Source organism: Micromonospora sp. NPDC005553 (assembly GCF_042871765.1).
Lineage (GTDB): Bacteria > Actinomycetota > Actinomycetes > Mycobacteriales > Micromonosporaceae > Micromonospora.
Window position 1 is genome coordinate 481397 of record NZ_JBIAJD010000003.1, and the last position, 21447, is coordinate 502843.

Annotated in this window: 23 protein-coding genes and 4 tRNA genes; 25 read left to right on the forward strand and 2 right to left on the reverse strand. The window is 70.6% G+C overall.

Annotated elements, in window-relative coordinates:
• Positions 1 to 37: 37 nt before the first annotated feature.
• From ACFYPG_RS14735 to ACFYPG_RS14770, 8 genes are all read left to right on the forward strand, one after another.
• Positions 38 to 643 (forward strand): NuoI/complex I 23 kDa subunit family protein, encoded by a 606-nt coding sequence (locus tag ACFYPG_RS14735; RefSeq protein ID WP_387352286.1) that lies wholly within the window; start codon positions 38 to 40, stop codon positions 641 to 643.
• 25 nt (positions 644 to 668) lie between these two features.
• Positions 669 to 1223, forward strand: coding sequence for an NADH-quinone oxidoreductase subunit J (locus ACFYPG_RS14740; protein WP_355005689.1), 555 nt, complete (start codon positions 669 to 671; stop codon positions 1221 to 1223).
• Positions 1220 to 1582 carry an NADH-quinone oxidoreductase subunit NuoK gene (nuoK, locus tag ACFYPG_RS14745; protein WP_355005688.1) on the forward strand — a complete coding sequence of 121 codons (363 nt, stop codon included), beginning with the start codon at positions 1220 to 1222 and terminating at the stop codon, positions 1580 to 1582. Before ACFYPG_RS14740 ends, nuoK begins: the two co-directional genes overlap by 4 nt.
• A complete protein-coding gene (locus ACFYPG_RS14750; RefSeq protein WP_387352288.1) occupies positions 1579 to 3510 on the forward strand; it encodes an NADH-quinone oxidoreductase subunit L in 1932 nt (643 codons plus the stop codon). The genes nuoK and ACFYPG_RS14750 overlap by 4 nt, the downstream gene beginning before the upstream one ends.
• Positions 3507 to 5015 carry a NuoM family protein gene (locus ACFYPG_RS14755; protein WP_387352290.1) on the forward strand — a complete coding sequence of 503 codons (1509 nt, stop codon included), beginning with the start codon at positions 3507 to 3509 and terminating at the stop codon, positions 5013 to 5015. The genes ACFYPG_RS14750 and ACFYPG_RS14755 overlap by 4 nt, the downstream gene beginning before the upstream one ends.
• A gap of 114 nt (positions 5016 to 5129) precedes the next feature.
• Positions 5130 to 6617, forward strand: coding sequence for an NADH-quinone oxidoreductase subunit N (locus ACFYPG_RS14760; RefSeq protein ID WP_387352292.1), 1488 nt, complete (start codon positions 5130 to 5132; stop codon positions 6615 to 6617).
• Positions 6618 to 6733: 116 nt separating this feature from the next.
• A complete protein-coding gene (gene htpX / locus ACFYPG_RS14765) occupies positions 6734 to 7609 on the forward strand; it encodes a zinc metalloprotease HtpX (protein ID WP_124858758.1) in 876 nt (291 codons plus the stop codon).
• A gap of 137 nt (positions 7610 to 7746) precedes the next feature.
• Positions 7747 to 9006, forward strand: coding sequence for an MFS transporter (locus ACFYPG_RS14770; protein ID WP_355005685.1), 1260 nt, complete (start codon positions 7747 to 7749; stop codon positions 9004 to 9006).
• A gap of 187 nt (positions 9007 to 9193) precedes the next feature.
• Here ACFYPG_RS14770 and ACFYPG_RS14775 read toward each other — a convergent pair whose 3' ends face one another.
• Complete coding sequence (locus ACFYPG_RS14775) at positions 9194 to 9688, reverse strand: YajQ family cyclic di-GMP-binding protein (RefSeq protein ID WP_387352294.1); 495 nt, start codon at positions 9686 to 9688, stop codon at positions 9194 to 9196.
• Between the two features lie 147 nt (positions 9689 to 9835).
• Between ACFYPG_RS14775 and ACFYPG_RS14780 the strand changes: the two genes are divergently transcribed.
• A tRNA-Tyr gene (locus ACFYPG_RS14780) sits at positions 9836 to 9919 on the forward strand.
• Between the two features lie 141 nt (positions 9920 to 10060).
• Here ACFYPG_RS14780 and ACFYPG_RS14785 read toward each other — a convergent pair.
• A complete protein-coding gene (locus tag ACFYPG_RS14785) occupies positions 10061 to 10369 on the reverse strand; it encodes a hypothetical protein (RefSeq protein WP_387352295.1) in 309 nt (102 codons plus the stop codon).
• Between the two features lie 695 nt (positions 10370 to 11064).
• Between ACFYPG_RS14785 and ACFYPG_RS14790 the strand changes: the two genes are divergently transcribed.
• The 16 genes from ACFYPG_RS14790 to rplL all read left to right on the forward strand — a co-directional run bounded on the left by ACFYPG_RS14790 (position 11065) and on the right by rplL (position 21268).
• Positions 11065 to 11190 (forward strand): hypothetical protein, encoded by a 126-nt coding sequence (locus ACFYPG_RS14790; RefSeq protein ID WP_355005684.1) that lies wholly within the window; start codon positions 11065 to 11067, stop codon positions 11188 to 11190.
• 61 nt (positions 11191 to 11251) lie between these two features.
• Positions 11252 to 13780: a putative bifunctional diguanylate cyclase/phosphodiesterase gene (locus tag ACFYPG_RS14795; RefSeq protein WP_387352297.1), complete on the forward strand. Its 2529-nt coding sequence runs from the start codon at positions 11252 to 11254 to the stop codon at positions 13778 to 13780.
• A 93-nt stretch (positions 13781 to 13873) separates the two neighbouring features.
• Positions 13874 to 13946 (forward strand) — tRNA-Thr (locus ACFYPG_RS14800).
• Positions 13947 to 13970: 24 nt separating this feature from the next.
• Positions 13971 to 14043 (forward strand) — tRNA-Met (locus ACFYPG_RS14805).
• 132 nt (positions 14044 to 14175) lie between these two features.
• Complete coding sequence (gene rpmG / locus ACFYPG_RS14810) at positions 14176 to 14343, forward strand: 50S ribosomal protein L33 (protein ID WP_007073056.1); 168 nt, start codon at positions 14176 to 14178, stop codon at positions 14341 to 14343.
• Between the two features lie 126 nt (positions 14344 to 14469).
• On the forward strand, positions 14470 to 14916 hold the full coding sequence (locus ACFYPG_RS14815; protein ID WP_091402433.1) for a MaoC family dehydratase N-terminal domain-containing protein: 447 nt from the start codon (positions 14470 to 14472) through the stop codon (positions 14914 to 14916).
• A gap of 1 nt (position 14917) precedes the next feature.
• Entirely contained in the window at positions 14918 to 15310 is a 393-nt protein-coding gene (locus ACFYPG_RS14820) for a MaoC family dehydratase (protein ID WP_387352299.1), read from the forward strand.
• Positions 15311 to 15439: 129 nt separating this feature from the next.
• Positions 15440 to 15512: transfer RNA gene (locus ACFYPG_RS14825), tRNA-Trp, on the forward strand.
• Positions 15513 to 15725: 213 nt separating this feature from the next.
• The gene (gene secE, locus ACFYPG_RS14830) at positions 15726 to 16115 is read left to right on the forward strand and encodes a preprotein translocase subunit SecE (protein ID WP_091403530.1); all 390 of its coding nucleotides are present in this window, start codon (positions 15726 to 15728) and stop codon (positions 16113 to 16115) included.
• Between the two features lie 38 nt (positions 16116 to 16153).
• The gene (gene nusG / locus ACFYPG_RS14835; RefSeq protein WP_387352301.1) at positions 16154 to 16876 is read left to right on the forward strand and encodes a transcription termination/antitermination protein NusG; all 723 of its coding nucleotides are present in this window, start codon (positions 16154 to 16156) and stop codon (positions 16874 to 16876) included.
• A 186-nt stretch (positions 16877 to 17062) separates the two neighbouring features.
• On the forward strand, positions 17063 to 17494 hold the full coding sequence (gene rplK / locus ACFYPG_RS14840) for a 50S ribosomal protein L11 (protein WP_354946522.1): 432 nt from the start codon (positions 17063 to 17065) through the stop codon (positions 17492 to 17494).
• 78 nt (positions 17495 to 17572) lie between these two features.
• Positions 17573 to 18289 (forward strand): 50S ribosomal protein L1, encoded by a 717-nt coding sequence (gene rplA, locus ACFYPG_RS14845; RefSeq protein ID WP_238667528.1) that lies wholly within the window; start codon positions 17573 to 17575, stop codon positions 18287 to 18289.
• A gap of 80 nt (positions 18290 to 18369) precedes the next feature.
• Positions 18370 to 19260, forward strand: a complete 891-nt coding sequence (locus ACFYPG_RS14850; RefSeq protein WP_387352304.1) for an ATP-binding cassette domain-containing protein — start codon at positions 18370 to 18372, stop codon at positions 19258 to 19260.
• Positions 19257 to 19946 (forward strand): hypothetical protein, encoded by a 690-nt coding sequence (locus ACFYPG_RS14855; RefSeq protein ID WP_387352306.1) that lies wholly within the window; start codon positions 19257 to 19259, stop codon positions 19944 to 19946. Before ACFYPG_RS14850 ends, ACFYPG_RS14855 begins: the two co-directional genes overlap by 4 nt.
• A gap of 334 nt (positions 19947 to 20280) precedes the next feature.
• Positions 20281 to 20826, forward strand: a complete 546-nt coding sequence (rplJ, locus tag ACFYPG_RS14860; RefSeq protein ID WP_112584808.1) for a 50S ribosomal protein L10 — start codon at positions 20281 to 20283, stop codon at positions 20824 to 20826.
• A gap of 55 nt (positions 20827 to 20881) precedes the next feature.
• Entirely contained in the window at positions 20882 to 21268 is a 387-nt protein-coding gene (rplL, locus tag ACFYPG_RS14865; protein ID WP_387352308.1) for a 50S ribosomal protein L7/L12, read from the forward strand.
• Positions 21269 to 21447 lie beyond the last annotated feature (179 nt).

The window sequence follows — 21447 nt, forward strand, 5'->3', positions numbered from 1 at the left end:
TGGGTGGTGGTCGCGCGCGCAGTGGCCACAGGGCAGGATGGTCGACATGAGCGACCCCAGCGAGCGCGGCGACACCAGCGAGCGCGGCCTCCCCGGCGCGGGCCTGGTGAAGGGGCTGGCGGTCACCCTCAAGACGATGACCAGCCGGTCGACCACTCAGCAGTACCCCGATGTGGCCCCCGAGCTGCCGCCCCGTTCGCGTGGCGTGATCGCGTTGTCGGAGGAGAACTGCACGGTCTGCATGCTCTGCGCCCGGGAGTGTCCGGACTGGTGCATCTACATCGACTCGCACAAGGAGGAGGTGGTGGTGCCCGGCGCCGCCCGCCCCCGCCAGCGCAACGTGCTCGACAAGTTCGACATCGACTTCTCGCTCTGCATGTACTGCGGCATCTGCATCGAGGTCTGCCCGTTCGACGCGCTCTACTGGTCACCGGAGTTCGAGTACGCCGAGTACGACATCAAGGACCTGCTGCACGACAAGGACCACCTCGGTCAGTGGATGGCCACCGTTCCGCCGCCGCCCGCCCACGACCCGAACGGCGAGCCGGCCAAGGAGGAGACCTCCGCCGCGCGCAAGGCGGCCGCCGCACGTCCCGCTCCGCCGGCGGTACGCTCCGACGCCGACCAGGACCCGGCGTCGTGAGCGCCCCAGCCGGAAGGGCGCTCCGGTGACCGGCGCGGACGTGCTGCTGCTCGCCCTCGGCGCGGTGGCGGTCGGCGCGGGCGTGCTGGTGGTGACCACGAAACACCTGGTCCGGGCCGGGCTCTACCTGGTGGTGTGCCTGGGCGCGTTGGCCGGTGACTTCCTGGTGCTCAGCGCCGAGTTGGTGGCCTGGGTGCAGGTGCTGATCTACGTGGGCGCGGTGGTGGTCCTGCTGCTGTTCGCGGTGATGCTGACCCGAGCCCCGATCGGCGCTTCTGACGACCTGGACCGGCCGGGCTGGCCGGCCGCGCTGATCGGTGGCGGCGCCGGGCTGGGGCTTGCCGCGCTGCTGGTCGACGCGTACCGGTGGAGCACGGTCACGTTGCCTGACGCCGGCACCGCCGAGCGGCTGGGCGAGCAGATCTTCCAGTCCTGGGTGCTGCCGTTCGAGGTGCTGTCGGTGCTGCTGCTCTCCGCGCTGGTGGGCGCGATCGTGCTGTCCCGGCCGGACATCGGCCGCGCCGCCCCGCAACGCGACGCAGGCGACCTGGTCGACAGCGAGCCCGGGGGGCGCCGGTGAGGCCGGTCATCCCGTACGTCACCGCCGCGCTGCTGTTCGGCCTCGGCGTGTACGGCGTACTGCGCCGCCGCAACGCGGTGCTGGTGCTGATGTCTGTCGAGTTGATGCTCAACGCTGTCAACCTGATCCTTGTCACTGCGGACACCACGGCCCGCGCTGTGCTCCCGCACTCGGGGCAGGTCTTCGCGCTGTTCGTCATCGTCCTCGCCGCCGCCGAGATCGGGGTGGGGCTGGCGATCGTCCTTCAGCTCTACCGGTTGCGGGCGACCGTCGCGGTGGATGACGTGCCGCTCACCGAGTCGCCAGATCCCTCCGCCGGGCGTGAGCCGGTCGTCGCGGACTCGGAGGTCGGCCGGTGACCGGGCTGCTCGGGGCGCTGCTGCCCGCCGTACCGCTGGTCGCCGGGCTGCTCGGTCTGCTGCTGCCACCGGCCCCTCGGCGCGACAGCGCGACCGGCGGCGACCGGGCCCGGTCGGCCGCCGTGACGCTCGGCGTCACCGGTGCGGCCGGCGCGCTGGCGTTGGCCGTCGCTCTGCTGTTCACCGTGGACGGGCCGACGGAGACGTCGGCCACCTGGGTCGACTTCGGCGGGCTGGCGGTGACCCTCGGCGTACGGCTGGACGGCGCCGCCGTACTGGTCGCGGTGGCGGTCACCGCTGTCGCCCTGGCCGTGCAGGTCTACTCGATCGGCTACCTGCGGCGCGGTCCGCACGACGACGTCGACGTGGACCACCGCTACCCGCCCTACGCCGCCCAGATCAGCCTCTTCACCGGTGCCATGCTGCTGGTGGTGGTCGCCGGTGACCTGATCATGCTGTTGGTCGGCTGGGAGGTGATGGGCCTCTGCTCGTACCTGCTCATCGCCCACGACCGCCGACTGGCCGGCGCCCCCGCCGCCGCCATGAAGGCGTTCCTGGTGACCCGGGTCGGTGACGTCGGGTTCCTGCTCGGCATCGCGCTGCTGGGTGTGTCGACGGGCAGCTTCCGGATCGCCGACGTGCTCGCCCACGACCATTCCGGCGCGACATTGACCGCTGCCGGCCTGCTGCTGCTCGCCGGTGTGGCCGGCAAGAGCGCGCAGTTCCCGCTGCACACCTGGTTGCCGGACGCGATGGCCGGCCCGACCCCGATCTCCGCGCTGATCCACGCCGCGACGATGGTCGCCGCCGGGGTGTACGCGGTGGCCCGGCTCTACCCGCTGTTCACGGCCGCGCCGGTGACGCTGACGGTGCTGGGGGTGCTCGGCGCGATCACGCTGCTGCTCGGCGCGCTCGCCGCCACCGCCCAGGACGACATCAAACGCGTGCTGGCCTGGTCGACGGTGTCCCAACTGGGTTACATGACCGGCGCGCTGGCAGTCGGTTCACCGTCGGCCGCACTGTTCCACCTGCTCACCCATGCCGCCTTCAAGGCGCTGCTGTTCCTCGCCGCCGGTGCCGTGATCCACGCCGTCGGCACCACGCTGATGTCGGAGATGGGCGGGCTGCGGCGCAGCATGCCGGTGACGTTCTGGTGCACCGTGGTGGGCCTTGGCGCGTTGGCCGGGGTGCCGCCGTTGGCCGGTTTCTGGAGCAAGGACGGCGTGCTGACGGTTGCCGAGTCGGCCGCGCTGGAGGGCACCGGGCCGGCCCCGTCCTGGGTGGGCTGGATCGTCTGGATCGCCGGGCTGATCGGCGTGGCGGTCACCGCCTGGTACGCGGGTCGGCTGCTGTTGCGCGCCTTCTTCGGCGCCCCGCGCCTGCCCCTGGTTCAGCCGCACGACCCGCCGGCCGTGCTCCGCTGGCCGGTGCTGCTGCTGGCCGTGCCGGCCGCGCTGCTCGGTCTGGTCGGGTTCGTCGGGGCGTTCGCCGACCGCCTGCGGTTCCCCACGGTCCCGGTGGCGGGCTCCGAGGACGGCCTGGTCCACCTGGGGCCGGGGGTGCTGCTGCCGCTCGCGTTCCTGCTGTTCGGCGCCGCGCTGGTGACGCTGGGCTGGCGGCGCGACCCGGCCGCCGACCCGGCCGCCGCGCTGGGTCCGCTGCGGCCGGTCTTCGCCCGCGCGTTCCGGTTCGACGACGTGCAGCGCACCCTCGTGGTACGTCCCGTCCGCGCGCTGGCCCGCGCCGCGCGCACGGGTGACGAGGTGGTGGTGGACGGCGCGGTCGAGGGCAGTGGGCGAGCCGCGTCCGGTCTGGGCGCGGGGCTGGCCGCGCTGCACCGCGCGGCGCTGCCCCGGGCCGCCGCCGGCGTACTGGCCGGTGCTCTGCTGATCGGCCTGGCCGCCGCCCTGGTTGGAGTTAACCGATGATGTTCGGGCAGGGGTTGCTGGTAGCGGTGCTGGCGGTGCCGGCGCTGGGTGCGGTCGCGGTGGCGGCGACGCCCCGGGACCGGGCGGCCCGGCTGGTCGGCACTGTCGCGGCGGCGTTGACCCTGCTGGCAGCGGTGCCGCTGGTGTTCGACCGTCGGGGCTGGGTCGTCTGGTCGGGCAACGAGCCGGCGGTGCGCCCGTGGCACCAACTGGACCTGCCCTGGGTGCCCGGTCTGGAGTTGCGCTTCCACCTCGGCGTCGACGGCATCTCCTGGCCGCTGGTGGTGTTGACCGCGCTGCTCACGTTGCTCTGCTGCGCGTACACGATGTGGCGGGTCCCGGACGGCGGCAGCGGCCGGGCGCTCGTCGCGCTGCTGCTGGTGGTCGAGGTGGGCATCCTGGGCACCTTCCTCGCCCTGGACCTGGTGTTGTTCTTCCTCTTCTTCGAGGTCGTCCTGCTGCCGATGTACGCGATCATCGCCGGCTGGGGTGGCGCGGACCGGCGTCGGGCGGCCCGGAAGTTCGCCCTCTACACGCTGTTCGGCTCGGTGCTGCTGCTGGTCGGCGTGTACGTCGTGGTCGCCGCCGCCGGCACCGCCGACCTGGTGACGCTGACCGGTGGCGCGGGGATGTCCCGGGGCACCCAGTTGGCCGCGTTCACTCTGCTCGCGTTGGCGTTCGCGGTGAAGAGCCCGCTGTGGCCGTTGCACTCCTGGCTGCCCGACGCGCACACCCAGGCGCCCACCGTGGGCAGCGTCGTGTTGGCCGGTGTGCTGCTCAAGATGGGCACGTACGGCCTGATCAGGGTCGCCGTGGGGGTGGCACCGGAGGGCGCCCGTTGGGCAGCGCCGGTGCTCGGCGTGCTCGCCGTCGCCGCGATCCTGATCGGTTCGCTGGTCTGCCTGGGCCAGTCGGAGGTCAAGCGACTCATCGCGTACTCCAGCGTGGGGCACATGGGCTTCGTGCTGTTGGGCGTCGCCACGCTGACCGCCACCGGCATCCAGGCGGCGCTGATCGGCAACGTCGCGCACGGGGTGATCACCGGCCTGCTGTTCTTCCTGGCCGGGGCGGTGAAGGACCGTACCGGCACGGGCACCCTCACCGAGCTGTCCGGGCTGCGGGAGACCTCGCCCCGGTTGGCGGGTCTGCTCGCGTTCGCGGCGATCGCGTCGCTGGGCCTGCCCGGCCTGGCCGGTTTCTGGGGCGAGGCGTTCGCGGTGATCGCCGCCGTGCAGGTGGGCGGTCCGCTCTGGACCACCCTCGGGGTGCTGGCGGCGGTCGGTGGGGCGCTCACCGCCGCGTACTTCCTGCGGTTGCTGCGCCAGGTCACCCACAAACGGCCGAGCCCCGCCGTCGGTCGGGTCGGCCCCGGCCTGGCCGGTGCGGAGTTGACCGCCTGGGTGCCGCTGGTGCTGCTCGCGTTGGCCATCGGGCTGGCGCCCACGCTGGTCCTCGGCGTCGCCGAGGCTCCCGTCGACGCCCTGATCGGGGTGGTTTCCCGGTGAGCGCGAGGAGTGCAGCGGAGCGGAGCCCCGCAGTCGCGAACGAAGGCGAGCTCCGGTGAGCGCGAGGAGTGCAGCGGAGCGGAGCCCCGCAGTCGCGAACGAAGGCGAGCTCAGATGAACGTCGTGCAGAGCGTGGACAGCGTCGCGCTGCTGCCGGCCTATCTGGCCGCCGGCACGGCCGTGCTCGTGCTCATCACCGATCTGCTCGTGGCCCGGCCACAGGCCACCATCGCCGTGGCAGCGCTCGGCGCGCTCGGCACCGCCGTCGGCTCCGCGCTGGTCGGGGCGGGTGCCGAGCGGCGGACGTTCTGCGTGGGCGCCGACTGCTCCTGGATCTTCGGCGGTCGGGCTGCCCTGGTCGCCGTGGTGGTCGCGCTGCTCACGGTGGGTGTGCTCGGGCTGTCGGTGCCCGCGCTACGGGCCGGGCGGTCACCGGTCGGGGAGTACGCCTTCCTGTTGGCCTGCTCGATGACCGGCGGCGTGGTGCTGGGTGCGGCCGGCGACCTGATCACGCTGATCGTCGCGCTGGAGACGCTGACCCTGCCGCTGTACGTGCTGGTCGGCCTGCGCCGGGGCAGCCTCGCGAGCGCCGAGGCGGCGCTGACCTTCTTCGTGGTCAGCGTGGTGGCTACCACTCTGACCTTGCTCGGCGCGGCCCTGCTGTACGCGGTGACCGGTGGGCTGCACCTGGACCGGCTCGGCGCGTTGATCGCCGAGCAGCCAGAGTTGCGGGACCTGCCGTTGACCACCGCCGCGGTGGCGGTGCTGCTGGTCGGCCTGGCCTTCAAGGTGGCGGCGGTGCCGTTCCACGCCTGGGCGCCGGCCACCTACGACGGCGCGCCGCTGCCGGTGGCCGCGTACCTGTCCACGGCGTCGAAGCTGGGCGGCCTGGTCGCCCTGCTCGCCGTGGTGCAACGGGCGCTGCCGGCGGACCAGACCGGTCCGGTGCTCGCTCTGCTCGCCGTGCTCACCATGACCGTCGGCAACCTGGTCGCCCTGCGTCAGCGGCGGACCGTCCGGCTGCTCGCCTGGTCGTCCGTCGCGCAGGCCGGGTACATCCTCGCCCCGTTGGGAGCGTTGGCGCTGGCCGCCGGACGCACGGACGAGGCACGGTCCGCCGCGTACGCGGCCGCCATCGCGTACGCCGTCTTCTTCGTGGTGTTGGAGCTGGCCGCGTTCGCCGGAGTGACCGCGCTGCGGCCGGCGGGTGCGGACGGCGGCACGCTGGACGACCTGCGCGGGGCAGCCCGGCGGCACCCGTGGCGGGCTGCGGCGTTCGGTCTCGCGCTGGTGGGTCTGGCCGGTCTGCCGCCGGGGCTGGCTGGCCTGTTCGCGAAGGTGACAGTGGTCCGGGCGCTGCTGGACGGTGGCGCCGCCTGGCTGGCGCTGGTGGTGGCGTTGAACGCCGTGATCGGGCTCGCCTACTACCTGCGGGTGACCGCCGCGCTCTGGGCACCGACGCCCCTCGCCGCCCCGAACGTCGGCGGTACCGCGGCCGTACCCGTGGTGGGTGTGGTGGGTGTGGTGCTGGCGGTGGCGACGGTGGCCGCCGTGGTGCTGGGTGTCGCCCCGCAGCTGGTGCTCGACCTGGCCGGCCGTTGACCTGACCTGCGACTTCGGTCTCAGTGAACTCTCAGCGTTGTAACGGATGGTTGGCGGGTACCGGGTTGTTGAACCGGTCAGCGGATCCCGGCGATCCGTGCACCGAAGGAGACATCGTGCACCACAACCGTCTGAAGACCGCAGCGCTGCTTGGCCTGCTCAGCGCCCTGATCCTGGCGGTGGGCTACTGGTTCGGCGGCAGCGGCGGCCTGGTCATCGCCGTCGTCGTGTCTCTGGTCATGAACGGCGTCACCTACTTCTACTCCGACAAACTCGCACTGCGCTCGATGGGGGCGCAACCGGTCACCGAGGCGCAGTTCCCCGAGCTGTACCGGATGGTCCGGGAGTTGGCCACCGACGCCCGGCAGCCGATGCCGCGGCTCTACGTCAGCCCCACCGCGCAGCCCAACGCGTTCGCCACCGGTCGCAACCCGCAGCACGCGGCCGTCTGCGTGACCCAGGGCATCACCGAGATCCTCGACTACCGTGAGCTGCGCGGCGTGATCGGGCACGAGCTGTCCCACGTCTACAACCGGGACATCCTGATCTCCAGCGTGGCGGCCGGCCTGGCCAGCATCATCACCCTGCTGGCGAACCTCGCCTTCTTCATCCCGCTGGGCGGCGGGGACGACGAGGATCGACCCAACCCGGCTGTGCTGCTGCTCACCCTGATCCTGGGCCCGATCGCGGCCACTGTGATCCAGTTGGCGATCAGCCGGAGCCGCGAGTTCCAGGCGGACGCCTCGGGCGCGGAGCTGAGCCGCGACCCGTTGGCCCTGGCCAGCGCGCTCCGCAAGATCGACGCGGTGGCCCGACGTCGGCCGTTGCCGGCCCAGGGGCAGCTCACCAGCACCGCCCACCTCATGATCGCCAACCCGTTCCGGGGTGGCGGCATGGCGGCGCTCTTCTCCACCCACCCCAAGATGGAGGACCGCGTCGCCCGGCTGGAGCAGATGGCCCGCAACTCGGGGCCGGTGCAGTTCCAGCGCTGACCCACTGAAACACCGCCTCCGCCCGTACCCGGCCACGCCGGGTACGGGCGGAGTGCTGTATTTCCGTTGTCTAGCGGCCGAGTGATGGCGTTAGGGTCATAACGGCTCACGCTCATTACATCCTCGGGAGGTTCACGGTGACCGCGCTGCGTCAGTACCTGGGTGTCTGGCGGATCCCCGGCGCGCCCATGCTGCTGATCTTCGGCATCATCGGGCGGCTCGGAATCGGCATGACCCCGCTGGCGCTGCTCCTGGTCGTCGAGCAGGTGACCGGGCGCTACTCGCTGGCCGCCATCGCCGGCGGCATCTACGCCCTCGCCGGCGCCGCGCTCAGCCCGATCGCCGGACGGATCGCCGACCGGGTCGGCCCCAGCCCCGTCCTGCTGCTCACCGCCGTGGCCCACCCGCTGGCACTGATCGGGCTGCTGCTGGCCAGCCGCTCCGGCGACGACGCGCTCCCCGTCATCTACCTCGCCGCAGGCGTGGCCGGCGCCACCTACCCACCCCTCAGCGCCGCCATCCGAGGCGCCTGGAACGACCTGACCGGCCCCAACTCCGGCCGATACCACCTCCGCAACACCGCGCTGGCCGCCGAGACCACACTGTTCGAAATCGTCTTCGTCCTCGGCCCACTGCTCGTCGCCGGCTTCGTCCTCGTCGCCGACGCGGCGGCCGCGCTGATCGGTGCGGCAGTGGTCACCCTGGTCGGCACGACCACCGTGGCCCTCGGGCAGGTCATGCGCGGCTGGCGTCCGCACCCGCAGGAACACCACGCGCGCGGCCTCGGCCCGCTACGGGTCGCCGGCTTCCCGGCCCTGCTGATCTGCGTCGCCGGCCTCGGCATCGCCTTCGGGGCCGCCGGTGTGATCGTGCCGGCGTTCGCGAGCGACCACGCCACCGGCGACCCGGAGAGCCTCGCCGGCGTCCTGCTCGCCGTCTGGGGGATCGGCAGCGCCATCGGCGGGCTCTGGTTCGGCGTCCGCAAGCCAGCACCGAACATGACCCGACAGTTCGCCCTGCTGCTCGCCGCGCTGGCCGCCACCTTCGCCGTCTTCGCGGTGATGCCCAACCCGCTCGCGCTGGGTGTCGCGCTGATCGCCGGCGGGGCCACCATCGCGCCCGCGCTGACCCTGGAGAACACCCTGGTCGGCCGGATCGCCCCGACCGGGATGTTGAACGAGGCGTACACCTGGGTGGTCACCGTCGCTGTGGCGTCGAGCGCCGCCGGCGGCTCGGTGGCCGGCGTGATCGTCGACCACGCCGGTGGCGTCCGCTGGGCGTTCCTGTTCGCCGGGGCGGCGGTCGCCGTCGGGGCTGCGGTCGCCGCACTACCCGCCGGGCCCATCGCCCGTGCGGAAACCACTGCGGTACGCGCCGAACACCCCGTCCCCGTCTGACCTGCTGTCTTCTGGCTGGTCGGCTCCGAGTCGTGGTCGGCTCGTGTCGTAATCGGGTTGCCCTTGATCGACTCGGGTTCCTGAAAGTCGCGGTGTCCCATCCGCCCGGACGCCCCGACTTTCAGGAAGTCGAGTCGATCTCAGCTGGACGCCCTGTGGCCGGGGGCCGGATCGCTGTGTATAGCCGTCAGCGGTAGTTGTTGAACTGGAGGGCGACGCCGAAGTCCTCGCCCTTGAGCAGCGAGATGACCGCCTGGAGGTCGTCCCTCTTCTTGCCGGTGACCCGCAGCTGGTCGCCCTGAATCTGGGCCTGCACGCCCTTGGGGCCCTCTTCGCGGATCTTCTTGCTGATGGCCTTGGCCTTGTCCGTCTCGATGCCCTGGATCACCTTGCAGTCGATCTTGAAGATCTTGCCCGACGCGCGCGGCTCCCCAGCATCCAGCGACTTCAGCGAGATGTTCCGCTTGACGAGCTTCTCCTTGAACACGTCCAGCGCGGCGCGGACGCGCTCCTCGGTCTCCGCCTGAAGGCCGATCGCCTCCTCGCCAGACCAGGAGATCTCAGCGCCGGTGCCGCGGAAGTCGAACCGCGTCGCAAGCTCCTTCTCCGCCTGACGAAGGGCGTTGTCGACCTCCTGACGGTCAACCTTGCTCACGATGTCGAACGACGGGTTCGCTGCCATGATTCTGCTCCTGCTGTCCGGCGGTCTGGGCCTGCCGTCGGCCGCCGACCAGCGGCACGACCCCCTGACCGTACCCGGTTGCGTAGGTGCCGGGGGGAGCCGCTATCCTTGCTTCCGCCGCCGCGTTACGACGCGGTGGGGTGCCCTGGCGGGTTGCCCGAGCGGCCAATGGGAGCGGACTGTAAATCCGTCGCGAAAGCTTCAGAGGTTCGAATCCTCTACCCGCCACCAGGTGCAGACACGGCCCCCGACCAGCAGAGATGCTGATCGGGGGCCGTTGTCGTTGGTCTGGCCAGGTCCTGCTGCGTCCAGCCGATGGCGACTGGTTGTGGACAGATGGGTCTTGCCTCTCGCGCTTCTTCGATTTTGCGGCTACCGGAACTCGCGCGCGACCTCGATCAGTCCGACGATGTGCGCGTTGAACTCGTCCAGTTCCTCGGCCGGCATCCACAGCTCCAGAATGGTCTTTCCGCCTGCCTGGCGGACCGGGTGGCGGCTGAGTAACTCCGGCCCGGTAGGGCGCCACAGCACCGTCGTACCGTCCTCGCTGTTCATCTCGACCTCGCCGCTCGGAATCTTGCCGAGCCCGGACAGGCCCGGAGGGCCGGCACCCGAGGCCACCGCATTCGACTCGCGGTGAGGGTGGGCCAGTGACGGCTCCGACCCTGCCCGGCCTCGCACCCGCCCCGACCTCGGTTGCTCCTCGACGGGGTCGCGGCTGCGTGGCGGCTGCCAAGCTCGATCGACCGAGGTCGCCCGGTGCCTGGGCCGCGGAGCTTCGGCTTCAACGTTGGTGCCCGTGTCCTGGAGCCCGGCCTACCGCTTCGCTGTGATTCGCCCGTTGCGGTGATCGATCTCTTGTGGTCGAGCCAGTTGGCGCTGCCGCACCAGCCTGGGGCCCTGTGCGTTCGGTCCTGCCCGCGCGCTGCATCTTCCACGATCGATGGAACATGGCAACTGAGCTGCTCCTACGTCGGGAGTGGTCAGCTGACGTGCGGGGCGTCGTTCATCTGAAATGAACCCGACGAGGTACTAGCCAGATGGCGTGGAGCCGGTATGGTGGTCGATGGCCGGACTTGAGGCGTGCGTTCGGTCTCACTGCCGGATCTTACTGACAGTGACGTTCGAACCGGATGTGGCGAGTGCTTACAACTGGACCCGAATTGCGTTGAAGGTCGTATTCGACACTGCGTGAAGCAGTGCGCTGTCCCGCAAGCTCGTGATCTGGCCCAGTGTGACGAGGGCGGTCGGCCGAACGGCGGGAAGTAACAGACGGTGGGGCCAGTCGGGCGACCACCACTTCTCTGGTTGCCCGCGCTGTGGCACGATCGTGGAACCTCCACTACCCCACGAGGCCTTTCGACAGGAGCAATCTTATGTCTGGTCGTAGGTTGGGCCGGCTGTATGGCTCGCTCCTCATCCTTGCCGCCGTCGCCACGATGGTCATCAGCAACCACGGTGTCCCCGCCGATCTGAACCTCGGGGACATCATCTGGGTCTGACGGCCCCCTGTCCGACGGGCCACTGCTTGTCACGGGACACGCCACACCGCCAGGGAGCGGAATGATCGCGCGGGACCAGTTGAGGCGCCGGTCGTCGGAAGACGCCTGGATCATCACTGCTCCCCTGATCCTTCTGGCTGTCACCTGCGCAACGCTCACCGGTCTGGTCGCCGACCGTCCGTTCGGCGACTGGCACTGGGCGGCGCTGCTTCTCGTCGCCATGATCGCTGCGGGGCTGCCGCTCCTGGTGCTGGTCGTCCGCCGGCAGTCGGTGGCCATGACGCTTACCGAGTTGCCGCTCGTGTTGGCGCTCTACTTCCTGCCGCCGTTGACGGTCGTCGTCATCTACACGCTCGCGTCGCTGGTCACGCAACTGCGGCACCGGATCACGGCGCCCAAGGTGTGGTTCAACGTGGCGCGGGCCGCCGCGGGAACGTCGCTCGCGACCCTTGTCCTCCAGGCGATGCCGCCGAGATCAGGCGTCGGTCCGACGACCTGGGTGAGTCTCTGCTGCGCGATCAGCGTGGTGATCCTCGTCAGCCTCACCGCCGTCGCCTCGGTGCACACTCTGTTGCAGGGCTGGCAGGGCGGTCGCGAAGCGCTCCGCGCGGTGCCCTCACTGCTCCTGACCGCAGGCATCAACGTGGCCGCCGGTCTGGTCGTCCTGATCCTGATCCAGGTGTCCTGGTGGTCGTTGGTGCCCCTGGCCGCGCTGGCGGCCGGGCTCGGGTTGGTCTACCGCTCGTACACCCAGTTCTTCCGCCAGCACCGCACGCTCACCGACATGTACGAGTTGAGTAGGGCGGTGGCGGCCAGCGGCCAGGACGGCACCCTCGTCGATGCCCTGCTCGGCCGGGTGCGCGCGCTGATGCAGACTGAGTACGCGACCCTGTGGCTGCCCGCGCAGGGCCGCCACCCCGAGATTCTGCTCACCGCGCGAGTCGAGGATTCCGGCCTGCTGGATCTGTCCCTGACCCCGTCGGCGTTGCGGGAGAAGGTGTTGGAGACCGCTCGCCCAGTGACGGTCGGCCGTGGCGTGACCAGTGATCCCGAGTTCAGGGCCAGCCTCGCCGAGCGGGGGGTCAAGGACACCGTCGTCGTGCCGCTCCGCTCGGGCGGTGTGGTGATCGGGACTCTCGAGGTCACCAACCGGCTGGCCGATCCGCTCTACTTCACCCAGCGTGACATCTCGGTCTTCGAGACGGTGGCCGCGCACGCGGCGATGGCGTTGGAGAACTCCCGACTCGTCGACCGGCTTCGTCATGACGCGTACCACGACGCGTTGACGCGCCTGCCCAACCGACGGCGCATCACCGGGGCGTTGGACGAGTCGGTCAAGATCCGGGCACCCGGCGAGGTGGTGGCGCTGCTGCTCTTCGACGTGGACGGGCTGCGGCAGGTGAACGAGGCGCTGGGCCACGCCGCGGGGGACAAGGTCCTCGCCGAGGTCGCCAGCCGACTGCGCGCCAACGCGCCGTCGTCGGCGCTGGTCGGCCGTGCGAGCGGCGACGAGTTCCTGGTGACGTTGCGGTTGGAGAGCGCCGAGGCCGCTGTCGAGTTGGCCGCCCAACTGCGCGACCAGATCCGGGACGAGATGGTCTTCGACGCGCTCACCCTCGACGTGGACACCGCCGTCGGCGTGGCCGTACACCCGGATCATGGCAGCGACGCGGCGACCCTGCTGCTTCGGGTGGACCTCGCCGCCACCGCGGCCAAGTTGGTGCCAGGCAGCGTGCAGCTGTTCAATCCCGCGCTGGAGTCCCGTTCACTGCGCCGATTGGGTCTGGCCGGCGATCTGCGCCGAGCATTGGACCAGGACGAGCTGGAGGTCTACTTCCAGCCCAAGGTGACTCTGCGGGACCGCCGCCTGGTGGGTGTGGAGTGTCTGGCCCGCTGGGAGCACCCGGCGCACGGCACTGTCGCGCCCGAGGACTTCGTGGCGGTGGCCGAGCACACCGGCCAGTTGAGCCGGCTCACCGAGGTGGTGCTCCGGGAGGGCCTTCGGCGCAGCCGGGACTGGGCGCTGGCCGACCAGCCGTTGCCCATCGCGGTCAACCTCTCGGCTCGTACGCTCATCGACCAGCACTTCCCTGACCGGGTGCAGGAGCTGTTGACCGAGTACAAGGTGCCGGCACAGCGCCTCACCCTGGAGATCACCGAGTCGGGGGTGCTGGACGGTACGGACCGGCCCATCCCCACTCTGCAACGGCTGCGGGATCTCGGCGTGCGGCTGTCGGTGGACGACTTCGGCACTGGTGACTCGTCCCTGGCGCACCTGCGCCGGCTGCCGGTGCACGAGGTGAAGGTGGACCGCTCCTTCGTGCAGGGCATGGCGACCGACCCGGGGGACCTGGCGATCGTCAACGCGGTGGTCACCCTCTCCCAGCAGTTCGGCCTGGCGGTGGTGGCCGAGGGGGTGGAGAGCGAGCTGACCCTGGAGCTTCTCCAGGACATCGGCTGCGAGATCGGGCAGGGTTTCCTGTTCAGCAGGCCGCTGCCGTACGAGCGTCTGGCTGCCTGGTTCGGTGCCCAGGTCGAGCCGGAGACGGTCGCCAACGGGGAGCTTCCGCGCCTGCGTGTCGTGCCCTGAGCAGGGCACGGACGATCACCGGGGATCCGATTTCACCTGTCGAGCCGGGCCGTGTACTCTTACTCCTGCGCGCCCCACGGGGAGATCGCGCAGGCCCCCTTAGCTCAGTCGGCAGAGCGTCTCCATGGTAAGGAGAAGGTCTACGGTTCGATTCCGTAAGGGGGCTCGAGGGTTCAGCTGGACCCATCGCAGCGGTGTAGCTCAGATGGTAGAGCAAGCGGCTCATAATCGCTGTGTCGCCGGTTCAAGTCCGGCCACCGCTACTCTCGTCTTCCGGGCTCGTTGCCGGTGGTCGTAAGAATGGGCGCTTCCGGCGCCCACTTTGCATGTCCGCGCTGTCAGCGTCTAGGCTGGCGCGTCGTAGTTGTTTCCGTTAGCGAGGAAGGCACTCCGCCGTGGCGAAGGCTACCGATGTCCGGCCGAAGATCACTTTGGCGTGTGTGGAGTGCAAGGAGCGCAACTACATCACGCGCAAGAACCGGCGCAACGACCCCGACCGCATCGAGCTGAAGAAGTTCTGCCCGCGCGACGGTCGGCACACGGTCCACCGCGAGACCCGCTGACTGCTGGCCGGCCTCAGGGCCGGCCGTTGTCGAAGCTTTCCGATCGCCGATCTGACCGGTTTGGTGCGGCTCCGCCGCCGCCTACCGATCAGGTCGGCGATTGGGCTTTCCGTGTAGGTTCGCGGCATGCCTCTGGACCCTTCCTTCGTCGGCCGGACGTATCCGCCGACCGCCCCCTACCAGGTGGGCCGAGAAAAGATCCGCGAGTTCGCCAGCGCCATCGGCGCCACCGACCCGGCCCACCACGACCCGGAGGCCGCGCGGGCGCTGGGCCACCCCGACGTGGTGGCCCCGCCGACCTTTCCGGTGATCGTGACGATGGCCGCGAGCAGCCAGATCATCGAGGACCCGGCCCTGGGTGTCGACTACAGCCGCCTGGTGCACGGTGACCAGCGGTTCGCGTACACCCGGCCGGTGGTCGCCGGCGACGAGCTGGTCTGCACCAACACCATCGAGGACGTCAGCACCAGGGGTGGGCACGGCTTCCTGACGACTCGCACCGACGTGAGCACCGTCGGCGGGGAACCTGTGGTGGCGGTCTGGGCCAGGTATGTCATTCGCGGGGAGGCGTGAGATGGATTTGCCAGCGCAGACGTTTCAGGTGACCCGCGCGGACCTGGTCCGCTACGCCGGCGCCTCGGGTGACTTCAACCCGATCCACTGGAGCGACCGGGTCGCCACCACTGTGGGTCTGCCCGGGGTGATCGCCCACGGCATGTTCACCATGGCCCTGGTCGGGCGGGCGGTCACCGAGTGGGCCGGGTCGCCGGACGCGGTGGTCGAGTACGGCGTGCGTTTCACCCGGCCGGTGGTGGTCCCCGACGATGACCAGGGGACCGAGATCGAGGTGACCGCGCGGGTCCGCGAGGTGACCGAGGACGGTCTCACCCGGCTTGAGGTGACCGCCACCTGCCTGGGTGAGAAGGTGCTGTCGCAGGCGCGGGCGACCATCCGGACGGCGGGCTGAACCGAGCCCGCCACGCGTGGCGGAGAGACCGGTTGGGAAAGTCGGGCGGCTACCCGTACACTGGTCCGCCGTGGGGCAAGTGACCCCTGCTCGGTCGTCTGTGGCCGCGTGGGGCGAGTGTTGCCACATAGGGGTGTAGCTCAATTGGCAGAGCAGCGGTCTCCAAAACCGCAGGCTGCAGGTTCAAGTCCTGTCACCCCTGCGCCTCAGGCCTGACCGTTCCCGTGGGTCGCGCCGCCACCTGGCGGCGTCCGGCCCGTGGTGGTGGCATCGGCGGGGTGGCTCCGAGGCAATCGGGGCCCTCCGGGTGATCCACCGGCCGCGGCCCGTCGCGGGACGGTTGGGTCCGGCCGGCGTGACCAGCGCCGCGTGCGCCACTCGGCGTACGACCCCAGATTCCGCGACGGAGGGCGAAGTGGCCGACAACAAGCGGCGCGACGACGACGGCGACGATCGTCTGGACGACGAGGTCGTCGACGACGTGGCCGACGACGACGCCTCCGGCGCGGACGAGCCGGTTTCCCGGGGAGGCACCGCCACGCGGTCCCGTGCCCGGGCGGAGTCGGCGGACAGCCGGCCGACCACGCGGTCGGAAACGGGTCGGGTGGGCGTCTTCGGCCGCATCGCCCGGTTCTTCCGCGAGGTCGTAGCTGAACTGCGTAAGGTCATCTGGCCGACCCGCAAGGAGTTGCTGACCTACACCGCCGTGGTGGTGGCGTTCGTCGCGGTGATGCTGACGATCGTGGGTGTGCTGGACTTCGGCTTCGCCAAGGTCGTGTTGTTTGTCTTTGGCAACTCGGACTGACCGGCTGCCTCCAGCCATAGTGACGGAAGTGAGCGAGCGTGCCTGAGTACGACGAGACCGCCGGACCGGTGGACGAGCAGTCCACGGTCGCGACGGCGGCTGGTGACGAGTCGGTCGAGGCCGCCAGCGAGCCGGAGTTCCCTACGACCGAGCCCGCACCGGACGAGGACTACGACCCTGTCGCGGAGCTGAGGCAGAAGCTTCGCTACGCGCCGGGTGACTGGTACGTGGTGCACTCGTACGCCGGCTACGAGAACAAGGTCAAGACCAACCTCGAGACCCGGATCACGAGCCTCGACATGGAGGACTTCATCTACCAGGTCGAGGTGCCGACCCGGGAAGAGATCGAGGTCAAGAACGGTAAGCGTTCGCAGATCCAGGCCAAGGTCTTCCCGGGTTACATCCTGGTCCGGATGGAGCTGACCGCCGAGTCGTACTCCTGCGTCCGGAACACCCCGGGTGTGACCGGCTTCGTCGGCGCGACCGACCGGGCCGACCGGCCCGCTCCGCTCTCGCTCGACGAGGTGCTGAAGTGGCTGGCGCCGGCTGTCGAGACCGAGCAGAAGAAGTCGAAGCCGGAGATCAAGGTCCTCGACTTCGAGGTGGGCGACTCCGTCACCGTCACCGACGGCGCGTTCGCGTCGCTGCCGGCCACGATCAGCGAGATCAACGCCGACCAGCAGAAGCTCAAGGTGCTGGTGTCGATCTTCGGTCGTGAGACTCCGGTGGAGCTCAACTTCAACCAGGTCGCCAAGATCTGATTGGTCGTCGGCGGCGGGCCCGGCCCGCCGCCGACGTCGGCGTACGCGCTCTCGCTCGACCTCGGCGGACGAGTGGGCTGCGGCCTGCGCTACTCTTGAATGTCGCCGCTGTCGCACCGCGCTGACCGTGCGCGCCCGAGGGCGGCGACAGCCGCATTTTCCCAGCTCCAAGCCCCAGGAAGTGACATGCCTCCGAAGAAGAAGCTCGTCAAGACGTTCACGCTTCAGTTGCCGGCGGGCCAGGCCACGCCGGCGCCGCCGGTCGGCCCCGCGCTCGGCCAGCACGGCGTCAACATCATGGAGTTCTGCAAGTCCTACAACGCGCAGACCGAGTCTCAGCGGGGCGACATCGTCCCCGCCGAGATCAGCGTGTTCGAGGACCGGTCCTTCTCGTTCGTGTTGAAGACCCCGCCCGCCGCCCGGCTGCTGATCAAGGCCGCCGGTGTGCAGAAGGGCTCGGGTGTTCCGCAGTCCGAGAAGGTCGGCTCGGTCAGCCGCGCCCAGCTGCGTGAGATCGCCGAGAAGAAGATGGCCGATCTCAACGCCAACGACATCGCCCAGGCCGAGAAGATCATCGCCGGCACCGCCCGGTCGATGGGCATCACCGTCAACGACTGACGTCGGCCCCGACCTTCGTTCCGACCGTGGGAGGGTTCGCGCCGAGCGGCCCGCCAGAGACCACAGGAGTAATCAGCAATGCAGCGCAGCAAGAGCTACCGCAAGGCCGCCGATGTCATCGACCGGTCGAAGCTCTACACCCCCACCGAGGCCGTGAAGCTGGCCAAGGAGACCACCAACGTCAAGTTCGACGCCACGGTCGAGGTCGCCATGCGCCTCGGCGTCGACCCCCGCAAGGCGGACCAGATGGTCCGCGGCGTGGTCAACCTGCCGCACGGCACCGGTAAGACCGCCCGCGTGATCGTGTTCGCCAGCGGCGCGAAGGCCGAAGAGGCCGCCGCCGCGGGTGCGGACGAGGTGGGCACCGATGAGCTGGTCGCCCGCATCCAGGGTGGTTGGCTCGACTTCGACGCGGCGATCGCCACGCCGGACCAGATGGCCAAGATCGGCCGGATCGCGCGGATCCTGGGCCCGCGCGGTCTCATGCCGAACCCGAAGACCGGCACGGTGACCATGGACGTCACCAAGGCGGTGTCGGACATCAAGGGCGGCAAGATCACCTTCCGGGTGGACAAGCACTCCAACCTGCACCTGATCATCGGCAAGGCCTCCTTCACGGAGACCCAGCTGGTGGACAACTACGCTGCGGTGCTCGACGAGGTGCTGCGTGCCAAGCCGTCTGCGGCCAAGGGCAAGTACCTCCGCAAGGTCATCCTGACCACCACGATGGGCCCGGGCGTCCCGGTCGACCCGAACCTGGTGAAGAACCTTCGGGAGGACCAGGCCGACGCCTGAGTCGACAGTTCGCTCCACCGGGGCGCCGCCACGACCGTGGCGGCGCCCCGGCGCGTTCGAGGTGTGGCAGGCTCGACGCCATGCGGCTGGAGAACGTCTGGTTGCGGTACCACCGGCGCGGGCCGTGGGTGCTGCACGGCATCGACGCGCGGATCGGTCCCGGCGAGGTGGCGATCGTGCTGGGTCGCAACGGGGTGGGCAAGTCGACACTGCTCCAGATAGCCGCGGGGGTCCTTCGCCCGGGCCGTGGCCAGGTCACCGGCCGGCCGGCGCGGGTGGGCTGGGTGCCGGAGCGTTTCCCCGCGGACCAACCGTTCACGGTGACCCGCTATCTGACCGGGATGGCCCGGGTGGCGGGGTTGGGCAGGGCCGCGGCCGACGACGCGGTGACCTCCTGGACGGACCGGCTCGGGCTGTCCGCCTTCCGCTCGGTCCGGTTGCCGGAGCTGTCCAAGGGCACCGCGCAGAAGGTCGGCCTCGCCCAGGCGCTGCTGCGCCCACCGGGCCTGCTGGTGCTCGACGAGCCGTGGGAGGGGCTGGACGCCGCCACCCGTGAGTTGGTGCCCGAGCTGATCGCCGAGGTGCTCGCCGCCGACGGGTCCGTCCTGGTCAGCGACCATCGTGGCGAGACGGTCCGGCTCCCGGCCGCGCGCCGCTGGCTGGTGGCCGACGGCTCGCTCTCCGAGGAGACGTCGTCGACGGGCGAGACGATCGCGGTGGTCGAGGTCGCGGTGCCGGCCGCGCGGGTCGCCGGCACCGTCGCCCGGTTGCGCGCCGAGGGCCATCAGGTGCTGCGGGTACGCTCCGACGCCTCCACCGCCGCGTCCCAGGCCCTACCCGTCGAGCCGCTCCGGTCGGCCGGTGCCGCCCGACCCGCCGAGCCGTCGCTCGGGATGGCCGGGGAGTTGACAGCGGGCCGGCCGGACACCGCCGACGCGGCTGTCGAGTCGGCAGCGGGGGAGACCCGGTGAGCGCCCTGGTCCGGATGCGGTTGGCCGGTTTCCTGCGAACCGGCCGGGCGTTGGCGCCATTGCTCGCCGGCCTGATCACGCTCGGCACCCTCTACGGCGGTGGCCGCGCCCAGCCGGCGGAGGCGTACGGGGTTTCCGCGGTGGTGCTCTTTCCGGTGCTCGCCTGGCAGACCAAGATCCTCTTGGATGTCGAGCCGGACGTGCAGCGTCGGCTGGCGCAGGTGACTGTCGGAGTGGCCCGGGAGCGGTTGGCCGGGCTGGTCGCCGCCGCGGTGGCGGCGCTGGTGACGGTGGCCGTCGCGCTGCTCTTTCCGTGGCTGGTCGGCGGGGTGTCCGGCCCGGTCGACCCGGGGGACCGGTCGATTCCGGTCGGGCTCGCGCTGGGATTGTGGGCGCACGTGCTGGTCGTACCCGCTGCGGTTGCTCTTGGGGCGCTGGCCAGCCGGGCGTCGGTGGGCGGCGCCGGGTACGGCGTCGCGGTGTTGGCCCTCGGCGGGGTCGGGGCTGTGGTGTTCGGCCTGACCGGCTCGGTGGCGCCCTGGCTGGCACCGCCGATCATGGCCGCCGCTCGCACCACCGGCGGCGAGGCCGCCGCGCTGACAGTGCTGGGCTTGAGCGGGTGGGCGCTGGCCTGGAGCGCCGCGGTCGTCGGCGGCTACCTGTGGCGTCGGCGGGCACAGGGCTGACCCGAACGGTGACCCAGCTCACCAGGGGCGATTTGGCGCTGGTGAGCTGGGCGCGTACTCTTCAGACCGTCATCCGTGTTCTCATGGATGAGGAACCACCCAGAGACCGCTGGTCATCGTGCTTCGGCACGGTCGAAGGTCCCGCGACAACGGGCGACCCGCGTAGGGCGGCAAGCGTAACTCGGCAGTGAGCATGGTCCGCCGACCATGACGATCCGCCGGCCCTCGCCCCGTGCGCCCTGCGCCGGGGCTTTTTCGTTGTCGCGCTGCCTCCGCCCCCGTTCCGGCTTCGGCCGAGACGGGGACCAGCCTCGAGTAACGAGAGAGGAGGGACATGGCGGACAAGCCGATCCGGGCCGACAAGGCCACGGCCGTCGCTGAGCTGACCGAGAGCTTCCGCAGCTCGGGCGCCACCGTGCTGACCGAGTACCGCGGTCTGACGGTTTCCCAGCTCACCCAGCTTCGGCGCTCGCTCGGCGCCGACACCAGCTACACGGTCGCGAAGAACACGCTGGCCAAGCGTGCTGCGACGGACGCGGGCATCACCGGCCTCGACGAGCTGTTCACCGGTCCTACCGCGCTGACTTTCGTTTCGGGCGACGTCGTCGAGGCGGCGAAGGGGCTTCGCGACTTCGCGAAGGCCAACCCGAAGCTCGTCATCAAGGGCGGTGTCTTCGAGGGCAAGGCCATCACTGCGGCCGAGGTCACGAAGCTTGCCGACCTGGAGTCCCGCGAGGTGCTGCTGGCCAAGCTGGCCGGCGCGATGAAGGGCAACCTGAGCAAGGCCGCGGCCCTGTTCCAGGCCCCGCTGTCGAAGACCGCCCGTCTGGCGGCTGCACTGCAGGACAAGCGCGAGAAGGAGGGCGCCGAGGCGGCCTGAGGCCCCCACGGCGCACCAGTTCTTTACTTAACAGAATCAGGAAAGGACGCCAGATATGGCGAAGCTCAGCACCGACGAGCTGCTCGACGCGTTCAAGGAGATGACGCTGATCGAGCTCTCTGAGTTCGTGAAGCAGTTCGAGACGACCTTCGAGGTCACCGCTGCCGCTCCGGTCGCGATCGCCCAGGGTGGTGGCGGCGGCGGCGCTGCTGCCGAGGCCGAGCCGGAGCAGGACGAGTTCGACGTCATCCTCGAGGCTGACGGTGGCAAGAAGATCCAGGTCATCAAGGTCGTGCGTGAGCTGACCGGCCTGGGCCTCAAGGAGGCCAAGGACGCGGTCGAGGCCGCGCCGAAGGCCATCCTGGAGAAGGTCAACAAGGAGACCGCCGAGAAGGCGAAGGCCAAGCTCGAGGGTGAGGGCGCCAAGGTCACCCTCAAGTGACCTGACGTTCCACAAACGCGTACCCGGCTCGTGAGCTGGGACACCATCGCGTCGCGGGGGGGGGGGGGGGGGGGCGCCCCGCCCCCCCCCCCCCCCGGGGCGGGGGGGGGGGGGGGCGGCGGGGGGGGGGGGGGGCCCCCCGGGCCCCGCCCCCCCCCCCGCGGGCGGGGGGGGGGGCC